We start from the raw sequence: 25,764 nt of genomic DNA on the forward strand, positions 1-25,764 counted from the left end.
GCCCTTCCCAACTCTTATGCAGTTTGCTCTAAACCGGCTACCTCGCCTTGGCCTGCTCCCATAGCGTGTTCAACTCTTCCAGGTTCATGTCCGGCACGCTCTTGCCCTGGGCCGCGGCAAGTCCCTCCATGATGCTGAAGCGCTCCAGGAACTTGCGGTTGGCAAAATCCAGGGCCGCATTGGCCTTGATGCCCTTGCGCCGGCCCAGTTCCACCAAGGTGAACAGGTAGTCGCCGAATTCGTCGTTCTGGCTGGCCTCGTCACCTTCCGCCAGTGCCTGCTGAAATTCACGCCACTCGGCGTCGAGCTGGCGTTCGACGTCGGCTTCGGATTCCCAAGTAAAGCCGTTGCGCGCGGCCTTGGCGTGGATGCGGTAGGCCCGCAGCAGGGGCGGCAATCCCTTGGGCAGGCTGTCGAACAACCCTTTGGGCTTGTCATCCTCGGCTGCGGCGCTCTTTTCCTCACGCTTGATGCGCTCCCAGTTAGTGAACAGCTCGCCCAGGTTCTCCACCTTGGTGTCGGAAAACACGTGCGGGTGGCGGCGGATCATCTTGGCCGCGCCGTCCTCCAGGGCTTGGGTAAGGGTGAACTTGCCGTCGCGCTCGTACAGCTCGCCGATGAACAGGAGCAGGAACATGACATCGCCCAGCTCCTCGCGCGCGCCGGCCACGTCCCCGGCTCGGATGGCCTCCACCAGTTCGAAGGCCTCTTCCACTACATAGTCGCACAGGCTCTCCGGGGTCTGCTCCAGGTCCCAGGGACAGCCGCCCGGGCCGATGAGTGTTTGCACCACCTGGCGCAAGGCGGCCAATGCGTTCTTGTCGTCGGACATGATGTGCTCGGTCGGTTTGAGGTGACGTCGATTACGGGTACGGCCGGTGTACCTCCGGTGATCGGCGGCGGCAACCCGAAAGGAGTGTCTCCGCAACCGTTAACGGAAGCCGGGCACCGGATTCTGAAGAAGCTTGGCGGGCAAGATAGAGGAGGGCGAACCGCTCAGACCGGTCGCGCCCTCCTCTAGGTAGCATTACGGAAAGCTAGGCGGGGTTTTGCAGCGTAAATCCGTCGGCGGCCCGGCGCAGGCCGGCGGCGTTGTCGTGGTAAACCTTCTTGAGGCTGTTTGGCAGGTAGTCGGCCAGCCAGTCGGATACGCCACCCAGGTAGGGCTGCAGGGTGGACTCGCGCAGGACCCCGGAGTCGGACGAATTGACGATTAGCACCATGACCAGAATGGCGCCCAGCAGGGCGCCCTTGATGAACCCGAATATGGAGCCGAAGAGATGGTCCATGCCAGAAAGCTTGCCCGCCTTGAGCGCCGTGCGCAAAAGGAAGCCGATCAGCCAGACCGCCAGCATTACGGCTAGCAGGGTCAGTATGTACGCGACTATATGGGCCGTGGTGGGATCGTTCATGGCTCTGCCGACAATGGGCAGAAGCAGGTCGGAATGGCTGTTGGCGACCCAGAAGCCCAGGACAAGGCCGGTGATTGCGGCCAGTTCCATGAGCAGCCCCCTGAGGAAGCCCCTGATAGTAAAGAAGGCGAGAATCAGTACGAGCACGATATCCAAAATGTTCATGGCGCTCCTCGGCAGGCGGGTGGTCATATTGTCTAGGGTTCGGTTCCACACCTCTGCTAGCAGATGACGTTCCAAAAATGAAGGGTTCAAGGATGCAAGCTTGATTCGCGCCAAGCCTGCATATTCCGCTGCCGGCCAGGGTGGGAGCGTTTCTGGGCTCGCCCCGAGAAAACCGGGCAAACAATTATTTGCGCAGGTTGATGCAAAAGATGTCGTGCGTGTCCAGTATTCGTGCATCGGTGATCTGGACTTGGCGGAAGTCCGTCATTTGAGCGGCTCGCTCGCCGCTGAGTGCGTGGCCGGTGGACGGCGCTTATGCCCTGCGAATGGTCGTCTAAAAGGCGGGAGTGGAGCTTCGTCACACCTTGGTGCGCCGCTGCTCGCCATCACGGGGCCGTTCACCCGTTTACCAAATAAAGCGCGCTACATGGACGGTGGGGATGTAGAAAGCTGGCATGGACCCTGTGAACGCATGACCCAAGGAGGGAACCATGCAGGACAACAAGAAACAGTATTGGCTCAAGAACCTGCGCCTCATGCTCGTGCTCCTGGGCGTCTGGGCGGCCGTATCATACGGCTGCGGCATCCTCTTCGTGGAGCAGCTCAACGCCGTGCGCATAGCCGGGTTCCCATTGGGGTTCTGGTTCGCACAGCAAGGCTCCATTTTTACCTTCGTGGTGATCATCTTTGTGTACATCTGGCGCATGAGCAAGCTCGACCGCGAGCATGACGTCCACGAATAGCCGAGAGCAGGGAGCACATCCATGTCAATACTCGTCTGGACCTACATCATCGTTGGAGCGACTTTCGCTTTGTATATGAGCATCGCCTGGATGTCCCGGGTCAAGGACACCAAGGGCTTTTACGTCGCCGGCGGCGGCGTGCCTCCGCTGGCCAACGGCATGGCCACGGCCGCGGACTGGATGAGCGCAGCCTCGTTCATCTCCATGGCGGGCATCATATCCTTCGCCGGCTATGGCGGCGCGGTCTACCTCATGGGTTGGACCGGCGGTTTCGTGCTCTTGGCCCTGTGCCTGGCACCGTACCTGCGCAAGTTCGGCAAGTTCACGGTGCCCGACTTCGTGGGCGACCGTTATTACTCCAACACGGCGCGCATCGTGGCCCTGGTCTGCGCCATTTTTGCCTCGCTGACCTATGTGGCCGGCCAGATGCGCGGCGTGGGCATCGTCTTTTCGCGCTTCCTGGAAGTGGACGTGAACACGGGCGTGATCATCGGCATGGCCATCGTCTTCTTCTACGCGGGTCTGGGCGGCATGAAGGGCATTACCTGGACGCAGGTGGCCCAGTACTGCGTGCTCATCCTGGCTTTCCTCATCCCGGCCGTGGCCATTTCCATGAAGATCACGGGCAACCCCATCCCACAGCTCGGCTTCGGCTCGGCCATCACGGAAGGCCCCCACGCCGGCCGTTTCCTGCTGGAAACCCTGGATCATCTGCACCGCGACCTGGGATTCTCCGAGTACACATCCGCTTTCGGAGCGGGCAACAAGTCCATGCTCGACGTGCTGGCCATCACAATGGCGCTCATGGTCGGCACGGCCGGCCTGCCGCACGTTATAGTGCGCTTCTACACCGTGCCCACGGTGCGTGGCGCGCGCTGGTCGGCTGGTTGGGCGCTCCTGTTCATCGCCATCCTGTACACCGCCGCTCCGGCCGTGTCCGTGTTCGCGCGCTACAACATGATCGAGTCCATCAGCGGCGTGGCTTACGAGCAGGCGCCCTCCTGGTTCAAGAACTGGGAAAAGACCGGACTTCTGGCCTGGGTGGACAAGACCGGCGACGGCATCATCCAGTATCGGGCAGGCGAGGCCTTCAAGGGCAAGCCCGAGTTCATCGGCGAAGTTGGCGACTGGGGCCAGCGCATGGTCAAGAACCCGCCCACGGACACGCCCAATGAACTGTACGTGGACGCGGACATCATGGTCCTGGCCAATCCGGAGATCGCCAACCTGCCGGCCTGGGTCGTGGCGCTCATCGCTGCCGGCGCATTGGCCGCTGCCTTGTCCACGGCTTCAGGCCTGCTGCTGGTCATCGCGTCATCCATTTCCCACGACCTGTACTACCGGGTCATCAACCGCAAGGCCACGGAGCGCCAGCGCCTGCGACTCGGACGCATCATGATCGGCATCGCCGTGGTCATCGCCGGTTACTTCGGCATCAACCCGCCTGGCTTCGTGGCCCAGGTGGTCGCTCTGGCCTTCGGCCTGGCCGCGTCCAGCTTCTTCCCCATCCTGATCCTGGGCATCTTCTCCAAGCGCGTGAACAGGGAAGGGGCCATCGCCGGCATGCTTTCGGGCATCGGCTTCACCATCTTCTACATAGTGCAGACCAAGTTCCTGGGCGTTGCGCCGTGGTTCATGGGCATCAGCCCGGAAGGCATCGGCGCCGTGGGCATGCTGATCAACTTCGCGGTGACCTTTGCCGTCTCCCATGTCACGCCGCCGCCTCCCCAGGAGATTCGTGATCTCGTGGAGAGCGTGCGAACTCCGCGCGGAGCGGGCGCTGCCGTGGATCACTAAGATCGCAAGGACGCGCCGACGATGTATCCGAATGAAGAATTGAATAAAAGAAAGGAGGGGGAATCTTCTGGCCCGGGATTCCCCCTCCTGGAGAGGCCCTTGAGGCGGTGTAAGCCTGGGGCAAGTGAGGAAGGCATATATGCTAATCCGGAGTCGTTCGCGTCCTGGGGAGGTATCCGCGTTCGCATACCGGGTAGGCGTCCATGGGCTCCGGGGTCAAGGAGCCGTCCGGGTCACGCCGAGCGGCGGGGGCTTAGACCGGCCTTGGCGTGCTGTGTTGGTTGTTCAACCAACCGCGTTGGTTGTCTGTATAGTCCAGGTGAAAAAACAGGTCAAGACTATTCCCGTCAGATTGCTATGGAAATATCGAGGTGGCCATGAGCAGGAACGTGCATTCGGTTTCACCCGCCGACGCCGTGGAGATTTTGCAACGAACCATGCCCTTCAGCGAGTTGCCGCAAGACGAGCTAATGCGCTTGGCCAAAGTCTGCAGCATAGATTTTATCCCGGCGGGCTTGCGTTTTATCGAACAGGGCAAAACCGCCGTTGACTACCTGTGGATCATCCAGAAGGGCGGAGTGAAGAGCTACCTGATCAACGATGACGGCGGCATCACGCTGCTGGACATTCAGGGCGAGGGCGGCACTTTCGGCGCGCTGGCTATCGTTCGCGGTAGCCTGGCCAACTTCAACGTGGAGACAGTGGAGGATTCGTTCTTCTATCGCATCTCCAAGCAGGATTTCCAATCTCTCATGGGGCGCTGGCCGGCCGTGGCGCAGTTTTATTTGCGCACGCTGTCCGACGCCTATGTGCACAAGGCCTTCGCGGAGTTGCGTCGCACACGACACCCGGCGGACTCCGGAACCAGGTTGTCGCTATTCGCCACCGGAGTCGGCGAAGTCGTGCGACGTGAGTTGGCGACCATCAACGCGGACGAGACCATCCGCTCGGCCGCCGAGCGCATGGGCCGGGCCGGTGTGGGCTCGCTTGTGGTGCTCGATGGCTCGGCGGAAGCGGACAAAAGCGAGGTGGCCGGCATCGTTACGGATCAGGACTTCCGCGACAAGGTCGCGGCCAGGGGGCTGTCCGTAGAACTGCCCGTGCGCGAGATCATGTCCTCGCCACTGCTGGCCGTGGATGAGGCCACCCTGTGCTTCGACGCGCTGCTGACCATGATGAAGAACCAGGTGCACCACCTTGGCGTGCGCCGTGCCGGTCGCGTGCAGGGCATGGTCACGGCCCATGATTTCATGACCCTCACTGGGCGCTCGCCCTATTCGTTGTTCAAGGACATCGTGGGCGAAACCCGCCTTGACGGCTTGGCCCGGCTGGCCAAGGGCATCCCCGACGTGGTGCGCGCCCTGTTCGAGGAAGGGGCCAGGGCGGGCAAGGTCGGCCGCATGGTGGCCGTGCTCAATGATCTGGTGCTGGAGCGGCTGCTGACCATGCTCCAGGAGGAGCTGGGCCCACCGCCGCTGCCGTTCTGCTGGCTATCCATGGGCAGCGAGGGCCGTAGGGAGCAAACCATCCGCACGGACCAGGACAACGCCCTCATTTACCAGGACTACGGGCAGGACTACGGACAAGATAATGGGCATGGTCCCAAGGCTGCGGATGCCGATCTGAAGGCCCGCGCCGATGAGTATTTCGCCCGACTGGGCCGGCGGGCCGGCGAGTGCCTCGTGGATTTCGGCTATCCACGCTGTCCCGGCGGCATCATGGTCGAGAATCCGAAATGGCGCATGTCCCTGTCGGCCTGGAAGCGGCAGTTCACGGAGTGGATCGCCCGGCCCGAGCCCAAGCAGGTGCTTTTCGCGGGCATCTTCTTCGACTTCAGGCCTGTGTTTGGCTATGTGGCGCTGGGTGAGGCCCTGCGGGACTACGTGACACCGCTGGCCGCGCGCGAGGAGGTCTTCCTGCGCCATATGGCCGCCGACTGCCTGCGCTCACGGCCACCGCTGACCTTCTTTAAGAGCTTCATCGTGGAGAAGGATGGAGAGCACAAGGATGCCCTGGATATCAAGGGCCGGGGTGTTCTGCCGCTTACGGAGTTCGGCCGGGTCATGGCCCTCAAGCATGGGCTGCGCGAAACCAACAGCCTGGACCGCTTCAAGGCCCTGGCCGAGTTGGGGGCCATTTCAGCCGAGTTTCACGCCGAGCTGCGCGAGGCCTACGAGTTCCTCATGCAGGTGCGCATCGCCAGTCAGCTGCGCCAAATGGACGAAGGCCGCCAGCCCGGCAACCACGTGAATCCGGGGAGGCTCTCGGAACTGGAAAAGCGCACGCTCAAGGAGGCCTTCGGCGTTATCGGACGCATGCAGTCCTACGTGCGCGAGACATTTCGGCTCAACGTCTGAGGGTAAACGTGATGGAGCAAGCCATGTTCGATCGCCTGCTTGATTCCGGCCCCCTGGGCCGCATGCTGGGCCGGGCTCCATGGCATCCGGCCCTGCGCGAAAGCCGCGAGTTCTTCCAGGGCTTCGACCAGGACATCCCGTTGGATGAGTGCGAATTCACGGTGCTGGACACGGAGCTGACCGGCATGGACCATCGCCGGGACGAGATCGTGTCCATCGGCGCGGTGCGCATCCGCGGCATGGCCATTCAGCCCGGCGCCAACTGGTATGCAGTGGTCAGACCGTCGTGCCTGCCCAAGACCTGCACGCTCATTCACCGCATCACGCCCTCGGAGGTTGAGGACGCGCCCGAGCTGTCCGATGTGCTGCCCGAGTTCGCCGACTACCTGGGCCAAAGCCTGATCGTGGGTCATCATGTCGGCATGGACGCGGCCTTTCTCAACCGCGCCTGCAAGCGCATCCTGGGCGGGCCCATGGCCAATCCCTGCCTGGATACCATGCGTCTGGCCCAGGTCTATGAAGAGGAGCGCTGGGTCAGCTACTACGACCGCTACAATCTGCGCGTGTCCTACAACCTTACGGACCTCGCGGTCCAATACGGCCTACCGAGCTTCCCGGCCCATAACGCCCTGTCCGACGCCATGCAGACCGCCTACCTGTTCCTGTTCCTCGTGCGCAAGCTGCGCAGCGGCTATGTGCATACGCTCAAGGACCTGTACGACATGGGTCGCAGTTGGCGCTGGTATTTTTAGAGAATTTGAACAGGAACCGAGATAGGGCTTTGCCCTCTCTCGGGCTCTCACCCACCAGGGCCGGCGCGGCCCTGGACCCGCGAAGTTCGTCCGCGCATTGCTCCAGGGCGTGCACGTAACGTCCGATAACCGCTCAGCTCCTCATGCCCAAGGGCTTGCGGGTGATTGGCTTTGTTTCGTGATTTTGGGTCCGCCGCAGGCCCGGACCTTCTCCAGGACTCGCGCAGGAGTTTGTCATTATACCAGAAAAGCGTCCGAGCCCCAAGCCTACTCGCCCCAGATGTCCAGCAGCCTGCGCGCGCCTTCCTCGCCGTCGAACTCGCCAAGGTCCTCCTCGGCCGGGCCGAAATCCGAGGCCGGCAGGCCGTAGGCCGCGCGGCATATGGCGTCCTGCAGCGCCAATTCATGCTCCAGGGCGGCCGGATCGAGGTTCGGCTCGCGCACGCCGCGAGCCATGAGCGTCTCCATGTTCATGGTTTCGCGCATGGCCTGAAAGCGGCGGGCTCGTTCAAGACCGCGGCGCGTTTCGGCGTGGCGATGCTTGAGGGCCGCCAGCGGCTCGGCGTCGGGAGCCAGGCTTGCAAGGAAGCGGCAGGCGTAACGCAGGGCCTCGGCTGTTGCCGCTTCCTTGTCGGACAGCCGCTCCAGAACGCCGGACAATAGAAAGCGCGATTGCGGCGTATCAGGCCAGGATTCATGCCGCAGCAGAGCCATGAGCTGCGCGGCTTGCTGCGCGTCGAAACGGCCGGATGCGGCTTGGCGCAACTCCTCGGGCGGCGTATCCTCGATGCGCAGCCTGCGCACGAGCAACCGAGCGTCCTCGGCACGCAAGAGCAAAGTGAGCGTTCCGCCGCCCGGAAGGGCGAAACAGGCCCCCGGGTTGAAGGATAGCAGCCGCTCAACAATGCGCGGTTCGTCTTCATCCGAGTAGCACTCCTGCGCAAGCAGTGGCTCCAGTTCCACCACCAGCTTCGAGCTCGGAAAAAGCATCAGCTCCACCAGGGCCTCGCGCTCCGGGCTGTCATCATCCACTGCGCGCCACAGCGCCTTCGGGTCCTCGGCGTCCACCCCCAAGGCCGTACGGGCGAACTGCACGACTTCGTCGCTGATAAGCTGTGCCAGATGAAGGTGATCGTTCAGAGCTTGGGCAAGGCGTTCCGGCGTTGACATATGATTGTTCTCCTGCTGGCGGATAGGTGGAGTTAGTCGGTGTGGATTAAGCTAAACCACGTAGCCGTGGCAATCCACCAGCGAATTGCTCGAGTCCCAAGGATGTTTAATTAAGTGGGGAGAGCTTGAACGCGTCGGCATTGGCAGGGAAGGGCGGAAGGACCGGCTCGTTTCGATTTCCAGAGTTTCATATGAGCGCAAAGATAAGAGGGGTGCAGGGGAATCATTTCCCTGCCGGGTGTGGGTCTGGGAGAGGGCAGCGCCCTCTCCCAGTTCAACTGCACGTACCTAGCTTTGTGTGACGCGAACGCCGCGCCACAGGGCGCGGATTTCGGCCAAGCGCATGATCATGAGCATCATGGCCAGGCCTATGTAGGCCATGGAGAAGCCCATGTGGATGGCGTCGGGGTCGATGAGCACGCCCATCGTTGACAAGCCTTCGGACCAGAACGGGGCCAGGAACTGGCCGATAAACAACAAAAACAGCACGCTGGCCCCGCGTATGGACAGCTTCAGGCCGACCAGGAGCACCACGGCCAGCAGGGATTGCGCCGCGGTGAGCAGGATCTCGTGCATCTGGATGGAGCCCATGGGAATGGGCGTGGCGAAGGAGCCGCTGGATACGCCGTACACGCCGGGAATCATGCCCACCAGCAATGTCCATTGGTTGAGCTTGGAGGACAACAGGCTGCCCAGGGCGATGCCGGGATGGCCGCGCAGCACGAACAGAATGGACACGATGAACTCCGGCGACTCGGAGGCGATGGGCGCGAGCCACTGCACGAGCAGGAACTCGTTGACGCCGTACACCTTGCCCGTGGCGACCAGGTTCTCGCTGAAGGGCTCGGCGCAGGCCAGGATGACCAGGGCCGCGTAAAGAAAGGTGACCACGGTGGCCAGGCGACGCGAGGCCTTGGGCAGGCGGGCCAGCAATTCGGCCGGGCCTTCTATGTCGCACTCGACGCAGGGACGACGGCTGGCCAGGTAGATGTACCAGACGTACATGCCGATGAAGACCAGGCCGTCATACCAGGCCAGGCTGCCCTTGAGCGGAATGGTGAAGGCGTACAGCGTGGCCAGCCCCAGGAAGAACAGCTCGGTGCGGCGTTCCTCCTCCAATTGCACGCTCTTGCGCGTGCGCATCCAGAAGATGGCCACGATAGCTGCCCAGGCCACGCCGATGAGCAGCCGGTTGGCGCCGGTCATGTTGGCGATGGCGTAGTGCGCGTAGTCGGATTCCGGATGCTGGCCGGCCTGCCAGGTGAAGTACATGTCCACGGCGTACTCGGGCAGTACGGCGATGAGGGCCACCACGGCCAGGGCCAGGGTCTGGGGAATGTCCTCCTGGGCCACGTCGCAGGCCCAGGTCAGCAGGAAGGATGCGCCGAGGATGGAGCCGCCGGTGATGGCGGCCATGAGCGGCGGAGTCAGTTCCACATGGAAAAAGCGCAGGAGCAGGCCGGGCAGACAGGCCGCCACGGCCAGGACGAAAGGCAGAAGCTTCTTGGCGTCGAGCATGGTGCAACTCCGATCGCAGATTGGCCGGAGACAAACAAAAAGACCTCCGGCATGACACACTCATGCCAAAGGTCTCGCTCATCGGCCTCTCGCCAACAGCAAAGCCAAGCGCGAACGCTGTGATGGTGACTTTGCCCTATCGGAGCTACTCCCCTTTGAACCGGCCCGAATCTAGTCCTCGGCCCGGTCGCTGTCAATATGGCTATCGATGAAGCCTGCCGAACCTCGGAGAGTGGAAAAATGTGCCGCGTTCGACTCGGCGAACCGATAAGCGAGGCTTACTGCCTATCGAAGTAGGAAGTGACCTGCGAACCGAGCATTGTCAGCACGAAAGCGGCCGAGCTGGCGTCAAGCTCGCTGGCGGCGCGGGTATAGGCTTGGTATCCGGAAACAGTGCGGGTCTTGCCCACACGAGCGGCGCGCAGGGTGCGCAAAAGGTCCGAGTGAGCGGCCAGTTCGCGAAACAGTTCGCCCAGGCTGGGATCCTCGGCGAGCAGGTCCTCCACCTTGGAAGCCGCCGGTTCTTCGCCCGAGGCACGCACGACATCCTCTTCGTCGAGCCGCAGGGAAACCTTGGCCTCGGGATCGAGGCCTTCATAGCGCATTCTATGGCTCAGCTTTTCCATGAGCCGAATCCGCAATTCGGCCACCTTGGTGGAGACGATGTCCAGGACATCCTCACTGGAGCCATGCTTGGCCATGGCGGCCAAGTCGCCGGAAGTATCGGACAGGCGCACCGAATCACGCGACGCATCCTGGCGCTCATCGGACCCCTGGCGATCTCGGACTGCCTCGCCAACAAGCAAGCCGGGGTGCACCTGATTTCCTATGATGAAGCTTCTGATGGCGTTGATGGGCATGGCCTTGTCCTCTTAACTGGCTGCAATTTTTTCCGTATGCAGTCATATATGAGCAATCGCAATGCCAGCATGCCGGGCATGAGGATGTGAGAGCTGAGCGTTCTTCTTTATCTGCCGGGTTTCCGAGCATCGTCCATGCAGCCAACGGATGCTCTGGCATTCTCTTTAAGAGTGCCAATGGCGACAATTGACCATGCGTTTTTGTTTGGTCTAAAGTTGAGTGAATGCTTGGTAAAAAAGAAACGCGCACAACCCCACGGCCATAGCCAAGACCGTGACCTGAAAAAGAGAGGGTCCTCGGCGCTGCAGCCTCAGGCGCTCGCACGGGCCAGGGCTGAGGAGTGCGAACCATGCCCATCGTGACCGTGTTCAGCAGTGATTTCCGTCGCGCGAATGAGGTGGTCGGCATGGCCCGGACAAGGCCGGCGCCCACTGATGCTGCACATCCCTAATCTTCTCGAGGCCATTCCGGCCGCGCAGTTCGGTTTGCAATTGGGCCGCTAACCATCGATCGAGGGGAACATGGGCATATTCGACAGCTTGAAGCCTTCCTTCTGGGACAAAAAGCCCGGCAAGGGCCTGGGGGAAAACCTCTTCAACTATCGGCGCATGTGGCAGCTGGCCATGCTCATCACCAGTGTGGTTACCTTGGGTCCGCTGCTGACCCTGGCCGTCATCGACTACAGGTTGTCCGAGAAAGCGTCCGAGTCCGAGACCATGCTGCGCGTGACCAGACTCGTTTCCAACACCAAGCGCGTGGTGTCCGCGTTCCTGGAAGAACGCGAGGCCGCCGTGTGGTTCGTGACCAGGGACAACACCTACGAGGAGCTTGCCGATCCTGCCCGGCTGGACCAAATCCTTGATTCGCTCAAGGTGTCCTTCGGCGGCTTCGTGGATCTGGGCGTGCTTGATGCCAGCGGCAAGCAGGTGGCCTACGTGGGACCGCATGCCTTGGTCGGGCGCGACTACTCGCAGCAGACTTCGTTCAAGGAGGTTCTGAGCAAGGGCAGGTATGTGAGCGACGTGTTTCGCGGCTTCCGCGACGACCCGCACCTCGTTGTAACCGTGCGCCGCGACCTGCCGGACGGAGGCTTTTTCGTGCTGCGCGCTACCCTGGACACGGCCCGCTTCATGAGCCTAACCACGGGCCTGGAGTTGGCCGCACACGGCGAGGCCTTCCTCATCAATCGAGAAGGCGTGCTGCAGACTCCGTCGACGCTTTATGGCGCCGTGCTCACCAAGGCGCCATTCGAGGTGCCGCAGTACCAGGAGCACACGACCGTGATCCCGGGCGAGGCCGTCGGCGCGCCGGACATGGTGGTCGGCTACGCCTATATTCCGGATTCGCCGTTCATCCTGGTCATCAGCAAGTCCCGTTCGGAACTCATGAGCGCTTGGTACGAGACCCGTCTGGATATGTTGGGCTTCCTGGTGGGCAGCATCTGGGTAATGCTGCTGACGATCCTGGGCGTGTCCACCTACCTCGTCAGCAAGATTCACGAAGCCGACCGCAAGCGCGTCGCGGCCCTGCATCATGTCGAGCATGCTGACAAGATGGCCTCAATCGGACGCCTGGCCGCCGGAGTGGCTCACGAAATCAACAACCCGCTGGCCATCATCAATGAGAAGGCCGGGCTCATTAAGGATTTGTTCACCTATCGCCAGGAGTACCAGTCCGACCCGAGGCTCATGAAGCACATGGATTCGATCATCGCCTCGGTGCAGCGTTGCGGAACCATAACCAAGCGGCTGCTCTCCTTTGCCCGGCACCTGGACGTGTGCTTGCAGCCGGTAGGCGTGCGCAAGGTCGTGGAGGAGGTCTTGGGCTTCCTGCACAAGGAGGCGGAATACCGCTCCATTGAGGTTAAGCTTCAGGGCGGAGAGAACTTGCCGGACGTCGTGAGCGATCGTGGCCAACTGCAGCAAATCTTCCTCAACCTCATAAACAACGCCTTCCAGGCCATGAGCGATGGCGGCCATCTGGCTATCGCCATTAGCCCGGAACCGAATGGCGGGCTTTCCGTGGCCGTGTCCGACGACGGATGCGGCATCTCGGAAACGGACCAGAAACGTATTTTCGAACCGTTCTACACCACCAAGGCGAGCAAGGGCGGAACCGGCCTGGGCTTGTCCATCACCTATAGCCTCGTGCAGGAGCTTGGTGGTCGTGTGGACTTGGTGAGCGAGGTCGGCCATGGCACGACCTTCACCGTGCGGCTCCCAGCCGAGGCGCCGCCAAAACAAAAGGGGGAATGCGATGCGGGTTCTGCTCGTGGATGATGAGGAAGAATTGGTTTCGGCCCTGGCCGAGCGGCTTTCTTTTCGCGGCATAGAGGCCACATGGGCCACCAGCGGGCAAAAGGCTCTTGAACTGGCAAGCAAGGTTTGCTTCGAACTGGCGGTGTTGGACGTTAAGATGCCCGGCATGGGCGGCATTGAGCTCAAGCGTAAACTTGTGGAAATCTGCCCGGGCATCAAAATCCTCTTCCTTACGGGCCATGGTTCCGAGGATGATTTCCGGCGCGGCTCGGCCGAGTCCGGCCGGGAGTTCTATCTGGTCAAGCCCGTGGCCATCGAGGACCTCATCAAGAAGATGCAGGAGGCTGCCAAATGATGACGACCGACACGCAACCCGCCGACTGGAAACGTCTCGGGCTGGACGGTCTGGCGTTCTTCGGCCGCATCAGCGCCTCCATCTCCCACGAACTCAAGAACTTCCTGGCTATCTTCAACGAGCAGGCAGGCATCCTGGAAGACATGGCTCTGTTTGCCGAGAAGGGTGGTGAGCTGCGCATCGAGCGTCTCAAGACCCTGGCCGGCAACATGCAGGCTCAGGTCAAGCGGGCCGATGTCGTGTTGGGACACATGAACGCCTTCGCTCACAGCGTGGACACTCCAGAGGCGGATGTGGACGCAGCCGGCGTCGCCGCACTCGTGCTGGCCCTGAGCAGACGCCTTGCCGCCTGCAAAGGGGTTGCTTTGACCATCTCCGAACCTGGCGTTTCGCTGCCGGTCAGAACCAGCCCGTTCTTCCTGCAGAATCTTCTGTTCCTGCTCCTGTGGCGCGCCGTGGAAGGCGCCGACGCGAGCAGGTCCGTGCGCGTGTCCGTGGCCCCGGGGCAGTCCGCAGTGCTAGTGCGCTTCGGAGGCATGACACGAGCGGCCGTATCCGCTCCCGCGGATGACAGGGAAACCGGTCTGCTGGCCATGCTTGGGGCCGAACTACGACGCGATCCCGATGGTGCGTTAATCCTGGTCCTGCCGGAACAACCGGTTGCCTCGGCCTGGTGCTGAACCAATGCGCGGCTTGGCGCACATGAATCGCCTACCTTTGGTCAAGAGAGTATTGGAGCTGCCATGGCCGAGAAAGTTTTGCTCGTGGACGATGAACAGGATTTCCTGGAAGCCTTGTCCGAGCATGCGCCTGCGAGGAATGGAGGTCAGCGTGGCGACATCCGGCGAGGAAGCCTTGGGCAAGGTTGAGAACGACACCTACGACGCCATCGTGTTGGACCTCATGCTACCCGGCATGGATGGTTTCGAGGCGCTCAAGATCATAAAGGCGCGCCGGCCGGAGACGCAGGTCATCCTGCTTACAGGCCGGGCCACCGTGGAGATGAGCGCCGAGGCCATGAAGCTTGGGGCCATGGACTTCATGGAAAAGCCTGCGGACATCGGGCAGTTGATCGTGAAGATAAAGAAAGCCCAGGTCCGCAAGATGATCCTCGTGGAGCGCAAGTCCGAGGAGTAGGTCCTCCGCAGTATCCAATTCAAGGCCTGGCGGCTGACGTTGTATTGCCGCATACATGTCGCACTGCACGCACTTTGCCCGCGGCGCGCAATTTTCGCACAGATATTTCAAGGAGCCCGGATCGTTCCGGGCCCCTTGCCGTTTGCAGCGACGGTTTGAAAAGCCTCGACATTGTTGGCTTCTAAGCGTGTCCGGCCTTGAGTTGTTCGTGGAGGAACGACTTTTGTATTTCACCCGGCATGAGAGGCTTCATGCTGCATGCCGCCAAGATTATCGCGCTCTGCGCAGCTCTCCTGCTGCTTCCAGCACTGGGATGCTCGCGCATGGAGCGCGCCTACTACCTGGAGACCGGCAGGTACGCCCAAGGCATCGTGGCGCTGTCCAAGGAATACGCCCAGGATCCCTGGAACCCGGAGCTGAACTATTATCTCGGACGTTTCCACTTGGCCTTGGGCAGCGGCGAGAAGGCCACGGGCTATCTCAAGCGCGCCACCATCCTGGCCACGGAAGACGCCGAGTACCACTACTGGCTGGGCGTGGCCTACCATGCCGTGGGTGAATCCTCGGCAGAGGAGCGGGCCCTGGAGCGCAGCCTGGCCATCGACCCTGAGCATGTACCGGCTCGCCTGGCCTTGGCCAATATTTTCCTGAATCAAGGCAAGGCCGCCAAGGCTCTTACCCACTATGACCTGGCCTTGGCCGTGGAGCATGGCAATCTCGACGTGCTTTGGGGCCGCGCCCAGGCGCTGGGCAAGCTGGGGCGCCGCACCGAGCGTCTGGAGGTACTTCACGACTACCTGAGCGCCGGCGCGGATGCGCCCATGGCGGCCCAGGCCGTGGAGGAACTCAACCTGGTTGGTGACTATTCCTGGCGCATCCATACCGTGGGCCGCTACCGCCTGGCCTTGCCTGCAGTGGATTTCGCCCCGGGCACCGACAGCGCCACGGTGCGCGGCCAGGAGGCTCTGGCCAGCGTAGCCAAGGCGCTCCGCGACGATCCGCAACTGAACATCCATGTGGTGGCTTTTGTGGCGGGCGACCAGGAGCTGGCGCGCCGGCGCGCTCAAGCAGTAGCCGCGGCCCTGCGCGAGGAGACTTCGCTCATTGACCGCGCGCGCTTGTCGCTGAGTTGGCTCGGCTCGTCGCAGCAACTGCGCCTGGGCGATACGACGCGAGAACTGGATGAATCCATCCTATTCATAACCGACGCAAAGAAAGGAGCATGAGCATGAAAAGCATCATCAAACGCATCGCGTTGTTGGCGGGCAGTGTAACCTGTGCTGCGACTTTGTGCCTGGGCGGACAGGCTTTTGCCCAGGATTCGTCGTTGCCCGACCAGGAGCAGGTTGCAGAGGCCGAGCAGCAGGCCGATCAGGAAATGACCGCCAGCCAGCAGCAGATTCGCAGCGCGCTGCAGCAGTTCCAGGCCGCCGAGGTCCAGCTGAACCGGGTTCGCGCAAAGGGTGACGAACAGCAGCTCGAGCAAGCCCAGGCAGCCTACGATAAAGCCGTGGCGGACGCGAATACCGCCATCAACCGGGAGGGCGTAGACGTGGGCGCCATGCGCACCAGCGGCATGGGCTGGGGAGAGATCGCCCATACCGCCGGTCTGCATCCTGCGGCGTTGGCCTTCGGCAAGGCCAAGAAGCAAGCTTCGGCCCCGGAAGAGACCCAGGTCAAGGCTGATAAGGCTCATGGCAAGATGAAGCAGTCCAAGGAAAAGGCGTCTAAGACGGAGCGCGTTTCCGCGAATAAAGCCAAGGACAAGTCGACCGTGAGTGCTGACAAGTTCGGGTCCAAGAAGCAGAGTCGTGCCGCCCTGTCCGGCGATAACGGCCTTAGCAGCGGCGGAAATATGGGCGGCAAGAGCGGCAACGGTAACGGCGGTGGCAAGGGCAATGGCGGTGGTAAGGGCGGAGGCAATGGTGGTGGTAATGGCAACGGCGGCGGCAAGGGCCGCGGCTAAGCCTGCTTGCTCAAGAGGGGATGCGTTGCTTTCCCCAGGCTTAATCTCGCCAAGTGCGGACACGCCAACTGATCATGCGCCGACTACGATAGGCGTCTCGGGCTCTGTCCAACCCGAATCCTGTTCAGGATTCGTTCACATAATCTGAACGTGAAATGCCCGCATACGTGCGGGCATTTCATGTTTTCCCAGCTTCTTTCGAAAAAACTCTACGCTTCGATCTTGGTGCCCAGCACGCCCAGGAACTTGCGCATCCATTCGGGGTGTGCGGGCCAAGCCGCGGCAGTGACCAGGTTGCCGTCCACGTGGGCGTTGGTGAACGTCGCGTTCGGCTCGATGTACGCGCATCCCACACGCTCCAGGTCCGGCTTCACGGCGGGGTAGCACATGGACGTCTTGCCCTCCAGCGCGCCGGCCGTGACCAGCACTTGCTGGCCGTGGCAGACGGCCGCGATGGGCTTCTTCTTGTCGGCGAAGTGTTTGACGATCTGCACGACCTTGGGATCGAGGCGGATGTACTCGGGCGCGCGGCCGCCGGGGATGACCAGGGCGTCGTACTCCTCGGCCTTGACCGCGTCGAAGTCGAAGTTGAGCATGAAGTTGTGGCCGGGCTTCTCGGAGTACGTCTGGTCGCCCTCGAAGTCGTGCACGGCCGTGCGCACGGTCTGGCCAGCCTTCTTGCCGGGGCACACGGCGTGAACGGTGTGGCCGACCATGAGCAGCATCTGGAACGGCACCATGACCTCGTAGTCTTCGACATAGTCACCGATGAGCATGAGAATCTTCTTGGCAGCCATAGATGTCTCCTTGTGATCTTGGTGAATGTGGCCTGGCGCAGACCTTGCGGGCACGCCATGAATAGTACGGTGAGTATATGTCGTGGCAAGGCTTAGGGCAATCTAGAGCTGGTTGCTTTTTAGACGCTCGCTCCGGCGTTGACGGCGCAAGTGAATTGCGCCTGCGCCGAAGCTAGCGGCAAGCCATGCCGACGCATGGCTTGCAGAGCATTTTCAAAAGCAGAATGCTCTAAATGCATTATTGTGCGGAGATGTCACGCTGTGGTCGTGAGACGGACTTGGACTCGCATTGTGGGAATGTACACCGAACTGAGCGATAAGCCGGGCGATCAAAATAAAGAAGCCGGACAGCGTATGCCGTCCGGCTTCTTGAGAGCGTATTGCCTGGCGCGGGTTTATCCGGCCACGAGTTCCTTGAGCTTCTCGAAGGCCTTGTCGATGCCCTCGGGGTTAGTGCCGCCGGCTTGGGCCATGTCGGGCCTGCCGCCGCCGGAGCCGCCAACCTCGGCGGCCACGTCCTTGATGAGCCCGCCGGCCGTGAAGCGGCCGTGAAGGTCCTTGGACACGTACAGGATGAGCGCGACCTTGCCGTCTTCCTGGGGTGCGGCGAGGCAGGCCACGCCGGAGGGCAGCTTGGAGCGGATGTCGTCCATCTGCTCGCGCAGCACCTTGACGTTGGGCACGTCGGCCTTGACGGCCAGCAGCTTGATTCCGCCGACTTCCTGCACCTCGTCCATGATGTTGCGGCTCTCACCGGACAGGAGCTTGGCCTGCAGCTGGTCCTTGTCCTTGATGAGGCTTTTGACTTCCTTCTGCATATTCTGCACGCGGCTCACGATCTCACCGGGCCGGGCCTTGAGCATCCCGCCCACCTCGTTCAGTTCGTCGCGCATGGCCTGGTAGACGGATAGGGCGTTGAGGCCAGTGGCGGCCTCGATGCGTCGCACGCCTGCGGCCACGCCGGACTCGGAGAGAATGACGAACAGACCGGCCTGGCCCGTGGATGCCAGGTGCGTGCCGCCGCACAGTTCCATGGACACGCCGGGAACCTCGATCACGCAGACCGTCTCGCCGTACTTTTCGCCGAACAGTGCCGTGGCGCCCTTGGCCAGGGCCTGCTGTTGGCTCAGGTACTCGCGGGACACGGGCAGGGACGCGACTATGGCCCGGTTGACCTCATCCTCCACTGCGCGCAGTTCCTCGGGCGTGAGGGCCGAGATATGCGTGAAGTCGAAGCGCAGGCGATCCGGCCCAACCAGTGAGCCGGACTGCTTGACGTGGTCGCCCAGGACCTTGCGCAGGGCGGCCTGCAGCAGGTGCGTGGTGGTGTGGTTGCGGGCCGTGGCCGCGCGCAGCTCGACGTCCACCCGCAGCATGGCGTCCTGGGCCATGAGCAGCTCACCTTCGTTGACGAAGACCTTATGCACCGTGAGATTTTGCGAGGGCTTGAGCGAATCGAGCACGTCGGCGTCGCCGGTCATGGTCGAGACCGTGCCGCGGTCGCCGGCCTGGCCGCCGGATTCGCCGTAGAAGGGCGTTGCTGCGAACACGACCCAGCCGCCGTGGCCCTGGGTGAGCCGCGTGGCGGGCTTGCCATGCTCATCCAGGATGGTCACGACGCGGCTTTCAGCCTCCAGGTCTTGGTAGCCCACGAATTCGCTCGTCAGGCCGGCGGCCAGCAGGTCGTGAAAGCGGCTGGCGATGTCGGTCTCGCCGCTGCCCTTCCAGGCCTTCTTGGCTCGCACCTTCTGCTCGGTCATGCAGGCTTTATAGCCGGGCTCGTCCACGGAGAAGCCGCGCTTCTCGGCTATGTCGTTGACGATATCCAGGGGGAAGCCGAACGTGTCGTAGAGCTTGAAGGCGAATTCGCCCGAGATGGCCTTTGCGCCGGCCTCCTGCAAGCGGGCAAGCTCTTCCTCAAGGATGTCCAGGCCCTTGTCCAGGGTCTGGCCGAAGCGTTCTTCCTCCTCGCGCACCACGCGCACCATGAAGGAACTGTTGTCGTGCAGCTCGGGATAGGCATCGCCCATGGCCTCGACTACCTTGGCGCAGACCGAGTGCAGGAAAGGGTCGCGCAGGCCGATAAGCCGGCCGAAGCGGAAGGCGCGGCGGATGAGCCGGCGCAGGACGTAGCCCCGACCTTCGTTGGAGGGCAGGATGCCGTCGGTGATCATGAAGGCCGCGGAGCGCGAGTGGTCGGCGATGACGCGCAAGGCCGTGTCCGTCTCGTCGTTGGCCTTGTAAGTCACACCGGCCATATTGGCCGTGTGGCCGATGAGCTGCTGGAACAGGTCCGTGTCGAAGTTGGAGAACACGCCCTGGACCACGGCCGAGATGCGCTCCAGGCCCATGCCTGTGTCGATGGACGGGCGCGGCAGCGGTACGCGGGTGCCGTTCTCGGTCTGGTCGTACTGCATGAAGACCAGGTTCCAGATCTCCAGGAAACGGTCGCAGTCGCACTTGCCGATGCCGCACTGCAGGCCGCAGCTCATGTGCTGACCCTGGTCGATGAGGATTTCGGAGCACGGGCCGCAGGGGCCGGTGTCGCCCATGGACCAGAAGTTGTCCTTTTCGCCGAGCCTGTAGATGCGCTCCTTGGGCACGCCGGCGACCTTTTGCCAAAGTTCTTCGGCCTCGTCGTCGTCGCGGAACACGGTCACGTAAAGGCGTTCCTTGGGCAGCTTGAGCTCCTCGGTCAGGAACTCCCAGGCGAAGCGGATGGCGTCGGCCTTGAAGTAGTCGCCGAAGGAGAAGTTGCCGAGCATCTCGAAGAACGTGTGGTGGCGCGCGGTGCGGCCCACGTTCTCCAGGTCGTTGTGCTTGCCGCCCACGCGCAGGCACTTCTGGGCCGTGGTCGCGCGGTTGTAGGGCCGCCGCTCCTGACCCAGGAAGACCTTCTTGAACTGGACCATGCCCGCGTTGGTGAACAATAGGCTCGGGTCGTCCTTGGGCACCAGGCCCGAGGAGGACACGATCTCGTGTCCCTGGCGCTTGTAATAGTCGAGGAACTTCTGGCGAATCTCGCTGGCCTTCATGTGCTGTGCTCCTTGGGAAGAATCGCGGGACCAAGTCCCTACGCCGTGCGGCCGCTCGCTTGGATTGGCCGCCCGATCATGCGGCGTAATCGGGCCTGTACGCGATTATCGCGTACAGGCCCGGTTCCGCCGCAAAGGGGATATTAGATTACAAATTCAAGAAAATCTCAAGAAGGGGAAAATGAGTAGTTCTGGCTCAGTAAAGACTAGTTCTATGCGTGCCAGGGCCTCTAATTTTCAAAAAGCTAGAAATTAAAACGTGAGGCTGCCGCGAAGGACTTTTCAAGCTAGCCATCGGCGCCTGGTTAAGATGATCTAATCAAGTCGGCTAGTATGGAAATTCATGGGATGGGTGAAGAGGCTCCTTGTGTTTAACACAAAATCCTTCAAGTCGCGCACGCTTGGTATCGTTGCAGCAAAGCTCTTTCAATACTGTATATGACTCTTTCAAGTTGTATTTCCAGTACTCCGAAGTAATGCTGTCTCGCCAGGGCTCGTCATTGCCAAAATGGTACGTGAGATGACAGTTCTTAAGCATGAGCAGCTTGTTTGAATGAGCTACCATATTGTATATTAGCCCACGCATGACAGCACCCTTTCCAATGCAGGCATTATTCCTTATAAAATTATGGTACGCCTCTTTGCGAAAAACAAAACAATCAAATCCGGCATGGGGAATGCCGTAGTCTCCGAGATGCAAGGAAGCAGAAGCATTCGTCCCAAGAAGAGATTTATTAAGCAGCCGTCTGTTGATCGTTAATGCGTCAAAGCCGAAGCCGATCAATTCGCGAATAGCCAAATAAAAATTTGGAACCAAACAGATATCCAAATTACTAAAAACTACATACTCAGCTTCATGAGCTTTCTGTATTCCGCTATCAAGAATATCGAATAAAAGCGGTAGGTATGCTTTTTGCTGAAAAGAGTTTATATCCGAGACCGTGCGCGTTAGGGATGGCACGATAGAGAAATCTTCAGATAGATCTACATGGTCATCATGCTGCATGACGCCAATCAATTGGGTAGGCCCTTGGTCAAAGTTGCGTGCCTGAATTAATGAATCAATCGTCAGCTGCATAATTCGCTTGTGGGTAGCATCGCCATGACGTGAAAATACATTGATTATATGGGCAATCTTGATCTTAGCCGTGTCGATTGGCTGTGTCAGCCTGGGAAACGACTTGGCAAGCATCCCCAGAGGCTGGTCCGGATGCTGACAAAGCACGTTAGATGTGATCCATTGCGGATCATTGCGAATATGTCGGCCGCGGAAAGCAATGGGCGTGGCCTGTTCCCCCAGGGGATGCAGAGTGTTCTCCACGGGACAATCAATGCCGGACCAGCGGAGTATGTCCGTATTGTATTTATGCAGCTTTGCAAAAAATAAGTTTGGGCGTAACTGGCGGATTAGCTCATAGCCGGCAGAACGCATAAGCTTAGTTAGTTCAACTTTAGCTGTATCTGTGTTTGCCTCGATAATGAAAACTTTGACATCCCACTTGTCGAACGGGAATGGCCTTAAGATGTCAATCTCGGTTCCTTCGGTATCAATAGTGATAAAATCGATAGTGCGGGGTATTGCTGGCTCGGAGCCGAGTATCATATCTAAAGTTGTAGCAGGCACGTTTACCTTTTCAAAACCAAAAAAAGGCATGCCGCGCGCCTTGTAGCGGCTCTCGATGACCATCTTGCTGTCTGGATCGATGCCAGACAGCAGACCAAGTTCCTCGCAAAGAAACTCAACTTCCAGCGTTTCACTATCGCCAACGCAGGCGTTATTTAAACAGGTAGCGTTCTGACGATTGTGTTTGCAAAGAGGATAATAGCGAGGATGAGGCTCGACACATATTCCATTCCATCCTGCCAATTCAAAGGAATAGCTGTTGCTGAGATGAATCCCGTCGAAAGCGCCTATGTCGACATAAAAACCATGAGCTTTATGTTCGAAGGTTTGCCACAAGAGATAATCTTCTCCGCTTTGGGAAAAATACTTATGCATGACTTATCTGACCTGGGGAGATTGCCGTGAGTTAAGATGCAACGCAGGTGGGCGGAATTGGATTGACTAACACCAGATAATTAAAATTAACCTAAGAACATTTATGTCATATATTGAGGTGACCCGGGGACGTATCATCTCCGGGTCACCTTGGGATAGCTACTCCGCTGTATCCGCTTCCACCGTCTCCGACGCGTCTTCCTCGCCGCCCTCGTGCTTGGGCTTGTACTCGTTCATGCCCAGGTGCTCCAGGAGCTTTTGCTCTATCTGCGCGCGCACGTCGGTGTGTTCCTGCAGGAACTGGCGCACGTTCTCCTTGCCTTGGCCCAGGCGCTCGGCTCCGAAGGCGTACCAGGCTCCGGACTTGTCCACGACGCCCAGGTCCACGCCCATGTCCAGCAGCTCGCCTTCGTGGGAGATGCCCGTGCCGTAGAGCACGTCGAAGCTGGCCTCGCGGAAGGGGGGCGCGACCTTGTTCTTGACGACCTTGACGCGGGCGCGGATGCCGTAGGATTCGTCCGCGTTCTTGAGCGTCTGGATGCGCCGGATGTCCATGCGCACCGAAGCGTAGAACTTGAGCGCATTACCGCCCGTGGTGGTTTCGGGGCTGCCGTAGCCGGTCATGCCGATCTTCATGCGGATCTGGTTGATGAACATCACGGCCGTGTTGGACTTGTGGATGGAGCCGGTGAGCTTGCGCAGGGCGTGGCTCATGAGCCGGGCCTGGCCTCCCACCTGGGTCTCGCCGACGCTGCCCTCAAGCTCGGCCTGCGGGATGAGCGCGGCCACGGAGTCGACGACGATGATGTCCACGGCTCCCGAGCGCACGAGCATATCGGCGATGTCCAGGGCCTGTTCGCCGTAGTCGGGCTGGGAGATGAGCAGCTCGTCGGTCTTGACGCCCAGGCGCCTGGCGTAGTTCACGTCCAGTGCGTGCTCGGCGTCGATGTAGGCGGCCACGCCGCCAAGCTTCTGAGCCTCGGCCACTATGTGCAGGGCCATGGTGGTCTTGCCGCTCGACTCCGGGCCGTAGATTTCGCAGACTCGGCCGCGCGGGATGCCGCCGACGCCCAAGGCCAGGTCCAGGCCGATGGAGCCCGTTGGGATAACGGGTATTCTGATATGGGCGTTGTCCGACAGCTTCATGACCGAGCCCTGGCCCCACTTGCGTTCGATAGTGGTCAGGGCGGTCTTGAGCGCTTCGCGGCGCATGTCCCCGGTATTGGCGGTAACGGTCGGTTTTTTGGCCATTGGTGTATCCTTCAGTATGGTGAATTGGTCCGCATCTGGATAGCAGAAGCGGAAAAAGTTGGCAACAGGCGAAAAAAGGTTTGTCGATAAAATTTAAAAGTCGCTATTTGTAAAGCAAGAGCGAACAGAGTGTTGCCAAAAGCGTCCGACTGGCCTATCCTAAAAAAATGACCTGTAAAAACGAAAAACACTACGACGCCCTGGCACTGTTCTCGGGCGGTCTAGATTCCATACTTTCCGTCAAGGTGCTTCAGGCCCAAGGCCTGTCCGTGCTGGCCCTGCACTTCGTCAGCCCCTTCTATGGAACGCCGGACAAGGTCGGCTTCTGGAGGCGCGAGTACGGCATCGACGTCCGGCCCGTTGTCCTGGAACGGGACTACCTGCGCACCGTCCTGCTAAGTCCCAAACACGGTTACGGCAAGTGCCTCAATCCCTGTGTGGATTGCCACGCCTACATGGTGCGCATGGCCAAGGCGCTCATGCCGGCCTATGGCGCTCAGATAATCATCACCGGTGAAGTCGTCGGCCAGCGGCCCATGTCCCAGCGCCGCGACGCCATGAACTCCGTGCGCAAGGATGCCGCGGCCGAGGACGTGCTGTTGCGGCCGCTCTCCGCCAAGGTCATGGAGCCCTCGGAGGTGGAGAAGCGGGGTCTGGTGGACCGCGAGCGGCTGTACGGCTTTTCGGGCCGAAGCCGTGTAGCCCAGATGGAGCTGGCGGCGGAGCTGGGCATCACGAAAATTCCTACCCCCGCGGGCGGCTGCATGCTCACGGAAATCGCGCCCTCGGCGCGCTACCTCAAAGTCCTGCGCGCCATCGCCGATCCCGGACCCGAGGATTTCGAACTGTGCAACCAGGGTCGCGTTTACTGGGCTGATGGACACATGCTCGTCGTCGGCCGCAACAAGATCGGCAATGAGCGGCTGCGTGCCCTTGTCCAGGACACGGATCTGCTTTTCGACCTGCGCGACTACCCGAGCCCGGTGACCATAGGCCGCCAGTTTCCGGGCAAGCCATGGCCTGAGGAGGTCATGCGCGACGCCGCGGCCTTCGCCGCTTCCTTCTCGCCCAAGGCCCTGCGCGAGGCCCCAGGCCAGGCCGTGGTCGTGGCCGTGACCTGCGGAGGCACGACCCGCGAGTTCAGCGTACTCCCGAGCCGCGTCACACCGCTCGGCTGGGCCGAACCGCGCTGGGAGGATGTGCGCGCCGAGCGAAAGGAGCTGGTCACGGTCTGATTTCAACATGGACGGGAGAATCCGTTCAGTCCATGCGCCGCGATGCTTACCAAATGTTAATTTCTCCCAAACGCCTGGACGAACCTGCGCCGACCGCGCAGCCCCAGTCCGCCGGGCCAAGTTGGCAAGGGGACGAATCCGGTTTTCCTTGTCAACCCGTTTTGGACGCATTAATATAGTTAAACTTTCGATCGGTAAGATAATTAGGAGGAATTCCATGGCTAATTACGGTTCCATGCCACGCACTCAAGCTCGCGCCGAGGTGATGAACGCCTTCATGCGCGGCGTGTACGGCTGGATGACCGCCGGCCTGGGCGTCACCGCCGTCCTGGCCTTTCTTGTGGCGACTAGCCCAACGCTGGCTCAGCTCTTTTGGGGCAACAGCATCCTGCTCATCGGCATCATCATCGCCGAGGTCGGCCTGGTCTTCGCCATCAGCGGCGCCATTCACCGCATGTCCGCAGGCACCGCCACCAGTCTGTTCCTGCTTTACAGCGCGCTGAACGGCATCACCTTGTCGGTCATTTTCGCGGCCTATGCGCCTGCAGCGATCTTCAAGGCCTTCGTGACCACTGCCGGCATGTTCGGAGCCATGACCATCTACGGCCTGACCACCAGGAAGGACCTGACTTCCTGGGGCAGCTTCCTGTTCATGGGCCTCATCGGCATGTTTATCGCCATGATCGTGAACATCTTCCTGCAAAGCCCGGTGATGCACTTCGTCATCAGCCTCGTCGGCGTCATCGTCTTCACCGGCCTGACCGCCTACGACACGCAGCAGCTGCGCGTCATGGGCGAGAGCGCGCCCTATGGCGACGCCACGGCCATCCGCCGCGGCTCCATCCTCGGAGCGCTGCGCCTGTACCTCGACTTCATCAATCTGTTCCTCATGCTCCTGCGCCTGTTCGGCGGCAGCCGCGAGTAATAGTCTGAAAGCCAATCGGGGGAAGGGAAAC

At 60.9% G+C, this 25,764-nt stretch carries 22 protein-coding genes; 13 read left to right on the forward strand and 9 right to left on the reverse strand.

The window, feature by feature from the left end; genetic code table 11:
- Positions 1-37: 37 nt before the first annotated feature.
- Complete coding sequence (gene mazG / locus H585_RS0102495) at positions 38-832, reverse strand: nucleoside triphosphate pyrophosphohydrolase (protein WP_027366637.1); 795 nt, start codon at positions 830-832, stop codon at positions 38-40.
- Positions 833-1,037: 205 nt separating this feature from the next.
- A complete protein-coding gene (locus H585_RS0102500; RefSeq protein WP_027366638.1) occupies positions 1,038-1,577 on the reverse strand; it encodes a CvpA family protein in 540 nt (179 codons plus the stop codon).
- A 491-nt stretch (positions 1,578-2,068) separates the two neighbouring features.
- Here H585_RS0102500 and H585_RS0102510 point away from each other — a divergent pair, with 491 nt between their 5' ends.
- From H585_RS0102510 to H585_RS0102525, 4 genes are all read left to right on the forward strand, one after another.
- Positions 2,069-2,320: a DUF4212 domain-containing protein gene (locus H585_RS0102510; protein WP_014260122.1), complete on the forward strand. Its 252-nt coding sequence runs from the start codon at positions 2,069-2,071 to the stop codon at positions 2,318-2,320.
- Positions 2,321-2,341: 21 nt separating this feature from the next.
- The gene (locus H585_RS0102515) at positions 2,342-4,117 is read left to right on the forward strand and encodes a sodium:solute symporter family protein (protein WP_027366639.1); all 1,776 of its coding nucleotides are present in this window, start codon (positions 2,342-2,344) and stop codon (positions 4,115-4,117) included.
- Positions 4,118-4,494: 377 nt separating this feature from the next.
- Entirely contained in the window at positions 4,495-6,474 is a 1,980-nt protein-coding gene (locus tag H585_RS0102520; protein ID WP_027366640.1) for a putative nucleotidyltransferase substrate binding domain-containing protein, read from the forward strand.
- Positions 6,475-6,497: 23 nt separating this feature from the next.
- Positions 6,498-7,226 (forward strand): 3'-5' exonuclease, encoded by a 729-nt coding sequence (locus tag H585_RS0102525; protein ID WP_244432464.1) that lies wholly within the window; start codon positions 6,498-6,500, stop codon positions 7,224-7,226.
- A 267-nt stretch (positions 7,227-7,493) separates the two neighbouring features.
- Here the strand turns inward: H585_RS0102525 and H585_RS0102530 are convergent, their stop codons facing one another.
- The 3 genes from H585_RS0102530 to H585_RS0102540 form a co-directional block, all read right to left on the reverse strand.
- Positions 7,494-8,396 carry a hypothetical protein gene (locus tag H585_RS0102530; RefSeq protein ID WP_027366642.1) on the reverse strand — a complete coding sequence of 301 codons (903 nt, stop codon included), beginning with the start codon at positions 8,394-8,396 and terminating at the stop codon, positions 7,494-7,496.
- Between the two features lie 288 nt (positions 8,397-8,684).
- Positions 8,685-9,914, reverse strand: coding sequence for a sodium:proton exchanger (locus H585_RS0102535; protein WP_027366643.1), 1,230 nt, complete (start codon positions 9,912-9,914; stop codon positions 8,685-8,687).
- Between the two features lie 278 nt (positions 9,915-10,192).
- Complete coding sequence (locus tag H585_RS0102540) at positions 10,193-10,774, reverse strand: hypothetical protein (RefSeq protein ID WP_027366644.1); 582 nt, start codon at positions 10,772-10,774, stop codon at positions 10,193-10,195.
- 522 nt (positions 10,775-11,296) lie between these two features.
- Between H585_RS0102540 and H585_RS0102545 the strand changes: the two genes are divergently transcribed.
- The 7 genes from H585_RS0102545 to H585_RS0102570 all read left to right on the forward strand — a co-directional run bounded on the left by H585_RS0102545 (position 11,297) and on the right by H585_RS0102570 (position 16,491).
- Entirely contained in the window at positions 11,297-13,054 is a 1,758-nt protein-coding gene (locus H585_RS0102545; RefSeq protein WP_027366645.1) for a sensor histidine kinase, read from the forward strand.
- Positions 13,032-13,388, forward strand: coding sequence for a response regulator (locus tag H585_RS0102550; RefSeq protein ID WP_014260135.1), 357 nt, complete (start codon positions 13,032-13,034; stop codon positions 13,386-13,388). The genes H585_RS0102545 and H585_RS0102550 overlap by 23 nt, the downstream gene beginning before the upstream one ends.
- Positions 13,385-14,068, forward strand: a complete 684-nt coding sequence (locus tag H585_RS0102555) for a hypothetical protein (protein WP_027366646.1) — start codon at positions 13,385-13,387, stop codon at positions 14,066-14,068. The genes H585_RS0102550 and H585_RS0102555 overlap by 4 nt, the downstream gene beginning before the upstream one ends.
- A 63-nt stretch (positions 14,069-14,131) precedes the next feature.
- Positions 14,132-14,257, forward strand: coding sequence for a hypothetical protein (locus tag H585_RS23865; RefSeq protein WP_338042122.1), 126 nt, complete (start codon positions 14,132-14,134; stop codon positions 14,255-14,257).
- Positions 14,220-14,525, forward strand: coding sequence for a response regulator (locus H585_RS20730; protein ID WP_338042123.1), 306 nt, complete (start codon positions 14,220-14,222; stop codon positions 14,523-14,525). Before H585_RS23865 ends, H585_RS20730 begins: the two co-directional genes overlap by 38 nt.
- A gap of 251 nt (positions 14,526-14,776) precedes the next feature.
- A complete protein-coding gene (locus tag H585_RS0102565; RefSeq protein ID WP_027366647.1) occupies positions 14,777-15,751 on the forward strand; it encodes a tetratricopeptide repeat protein in 975 nt (324 codons plus the stop codon).
- A 2-nt stretch (positions 15,752-15,753) separates the two neighbouring features.
- A complete protein-coding gene (locus tag H585_RS0102570) occupies positions 15,754-16,491 on the forward strand; it encodes an HlyD family secretion protein (protein WP_027366648.1) in 738 nt (245 codons plus the stop codon).
- A 209-nt stretch (positions 16,492-16,700) separates the two neighbouring features.
- Here H585_RS0102570 and H585_RS0102575 read toward each other — a convergent pair whose 3' ends face one another.
- From H585_RS0102575 to recA, 4 genes are all read right to left on the reverse strand, one after another.
- Positions 16,701-17,288, reverse strand: coding sequence for a DJ-1/PfpI family protein (locus tag H585_RS0102575; protein WP_027366649.1), 588 nt, complete (start codon positions 17,286-17,288; stop codon positions 16,701-16,703).
- Positions 17,289-17,683: 395 nt separating this feature from the next.
- Entirely contained in the window at positions 17,684-20,323 is a 2,640-nt protein-coding gene (alaS, locus tag H585_RS0102580; RefSeq protein ID WP_027366650.1) for an alanine--tRNA ligase, read from the reverse strand.
- A gap of 328 nt (positions 20,324-20,651) precedes the next feature.
- Positions 20,652-22,322, reverse strand: coding sequence for an FkbM family methyltransferase (locus H585_RS0102585; RefSeq protein ID WP_027366651.1), 1,671 nt, complete (start codon positions 22,320-22,322; stop codon positions 20,652-20,654).
- A gap of 159 nt (positions 22,323-22,481) precedes the next feature.
- Positions 22,482-23,573 (reverse strand): recombinase RecA, encoded by a 1,092-nt coding sequence (gene recA, locus H585_RS0102590; RefSeq protein ID WP_027366652.1) that lies wholly within the window; start codon positions 23,571-23,573, stop codon positions 22,482-22,484.
- A 167-nt stretch (positions 23,574-23,740) separates the two neighbouring features.
- On the opposite strand from recA, the gene H585_RS0102595 reads away from it, so the two are divergent.
- Positions 23,741-24,808 carry an adenine nucleotide alpha hydrolase family protein gene (locus H585_RS0102595; protein ID WP_027366653.1) on the forward strand — a complete coding sequence of 356 codons (1,068 nt, stop codon included), beginning with the start codon at positions 23,741-23,743 and terminating at the stop codon, positions 24,806-24,808.
- 217 nt (positions 24,809-25,025) lie between these two features.
- A complete protein-coding gene (locus H585_RS0102600; RefSeq protein ID WP_027366654.1) occupies positions 25,026-25,733 on the forward strand; it encodes a Bax inhibitor-1/YccA family protein in 708 nt (235 codons plus the stop codon).
- Positions 25,734-25,764: the final 31 nt, after the last annotated feature.

The organism is Desulfocurvibacter africanus subsp. africanus DSM 2603, from assembly GCF_000422545.1.
Lineage (GTDB): Bacteria > Desulfobacterota > Desulfovibrionia > Desulfovibrionales > Desulfovibrionaceae > Desulfocurvibacter > Desulfocurvibacter africanus.

Bases quoted from the DNA above. Each gene is read 5' to 3' on its own strand.
- H585_RS0102585 (WP_027366651.1), bottom strand. From the start codon at position 22,322: ATGCATAAGTATTTTTCCCAAAGCGGAGAAGATTATCTCTTGTGGCAA.
- alaS (WP_027366650.1), bottom strand. From the start codon at position 20,323: ATGAAGGCCAGCGAGATTCGCCAGAAGTTCCTCGACTATTACAAGCGC.
- H585_RS0102515 (WP_027366639.1), top strand. From the start codon at position 2,342: ATGTCAATACTCGTCTGGACCTACATCATCGTTGGAGCGACTTTCGCT.
- mazG (WP_027366637.1), bottom strand. From the start codon at position 832: ATGTCCGACGACAAGAACGCATTGGCCGCCTTGCGCCAGGTGGTGCAA.
- H585_RS0102555 (WP_027366646.1), top strand. From the start codon at position 13,385: ATGATGACGACCGACACGCAACCCGCCGACTGGAAACGTCTCGGGCTG.
- H585_RS0102595 (WP_027366653.1), top strand. From the start codon at position 23,741: ATGACCTGTAAAAACGAAAAACACTACGACGCCCTGGCACTGTTCTCG.
- H585_RS0102565 (WP_027366647.1), top strand. From the start codon at position 14,777: ATGCTGCATGCCGCCAAGATTATCGCGCTCTGCGCAGCTCTCCTGCTG.
- H585_RS0102540 (WP_027366644.1), bottom strand. From the start codon at position 10,774: ATGCCCATCAACGCCATCAGAAGCTTCATCATAGGAAATCAGGTGCAC.
- recA (WP_027366652.1), bottom strand. From the start codon at position 23,573: ATGGCCAAAAAACCGACCGTTACCGCCAATACCGGGGACATGCGCCGC.
- H585_RS0102600 (WP_027366654.1), top strand. From the start codon at position 25,026: ATGGCTAATTACGGTTCCATGCCACGCACTCAAGCTCGCGCCGAGGTG.
- H585_RS0102500 (WP_027366638.1), bottom strand. From the start codon at position 1,577: ATGAACATTTTGGATATCGTGCTCGTACTGATTCTCGCCTTCTTTACT.
- H585_RS0102520 (WP_027366640.1), top strand. From the start codon at position 4,495: ATGAGCAGGAACGTGCATTCGGTTTCACCCGCCGACGCCGTGGAGATT.
- H585_RS0102545 (WP_027366645.1), top strand. From the start codon at position 11,297: ATGGGCATATTCGACAGCTTGAAGCCTTCCTTCTGGGACAAAAAGCCC.
- H585_RS23865 (WP_338042122.1), top strand. From the start codon at position 14,132: ATGGCCGAGAAAGTTTTGCTCGTGGACGATGAACAGGATTTCCTGGAA.
- H585_RS0102575 (WP_027366649.1), bottom strand. From the start codon at position 17,288: ATGGCTGCCAAGAAGATTCTCATGCTCATCGGTGACTATGTCGAAGAC.
- H585_RS0102510 (WP_014260122.1), top strand. From the start codon at position 2,069: ATGCAGGACAACAAGAAACAGTATTGGCTCAAGAACCTGCGCCTCATG.
- H585_RS0102525 (WP_244432464.1), top strand. From the start codon at position 6,498: ATGTTCGATCGCCTGCTTGATTCCGGCCCCCTGGGCCGCATGCTGGGC.
- H585_RS0102570 (WP_027366648.1), top strand. From the start codon at position 15,754: ATGAAAAGCATCATCAAACGCATCGCGTTGTTGGCGGGCAGTGTAACC.
- H585_RS0102550 (WP_014260135.1), top strand. From the start codon at position 13,032: ATGCGGGTTCTGCTCGTGGATGATGAGGAAGAATTGGTTTCGGCCCTG.
- H585_RS0102535 (WP_027366643.1), bottom strand. From the start codon at position 9,914: ATGCTCGACGCCAAGAAGCTTCTGCCTTTCGTCCTGGCCGTGGCGGCC.
- H585_RS0102530 (WP_027366642.1), bottom strand. From the start codon at position 8,396: ATGTCAACGCCGGAACGCCTTGCCCAAGCTCTGAACGATCACCTTCAT.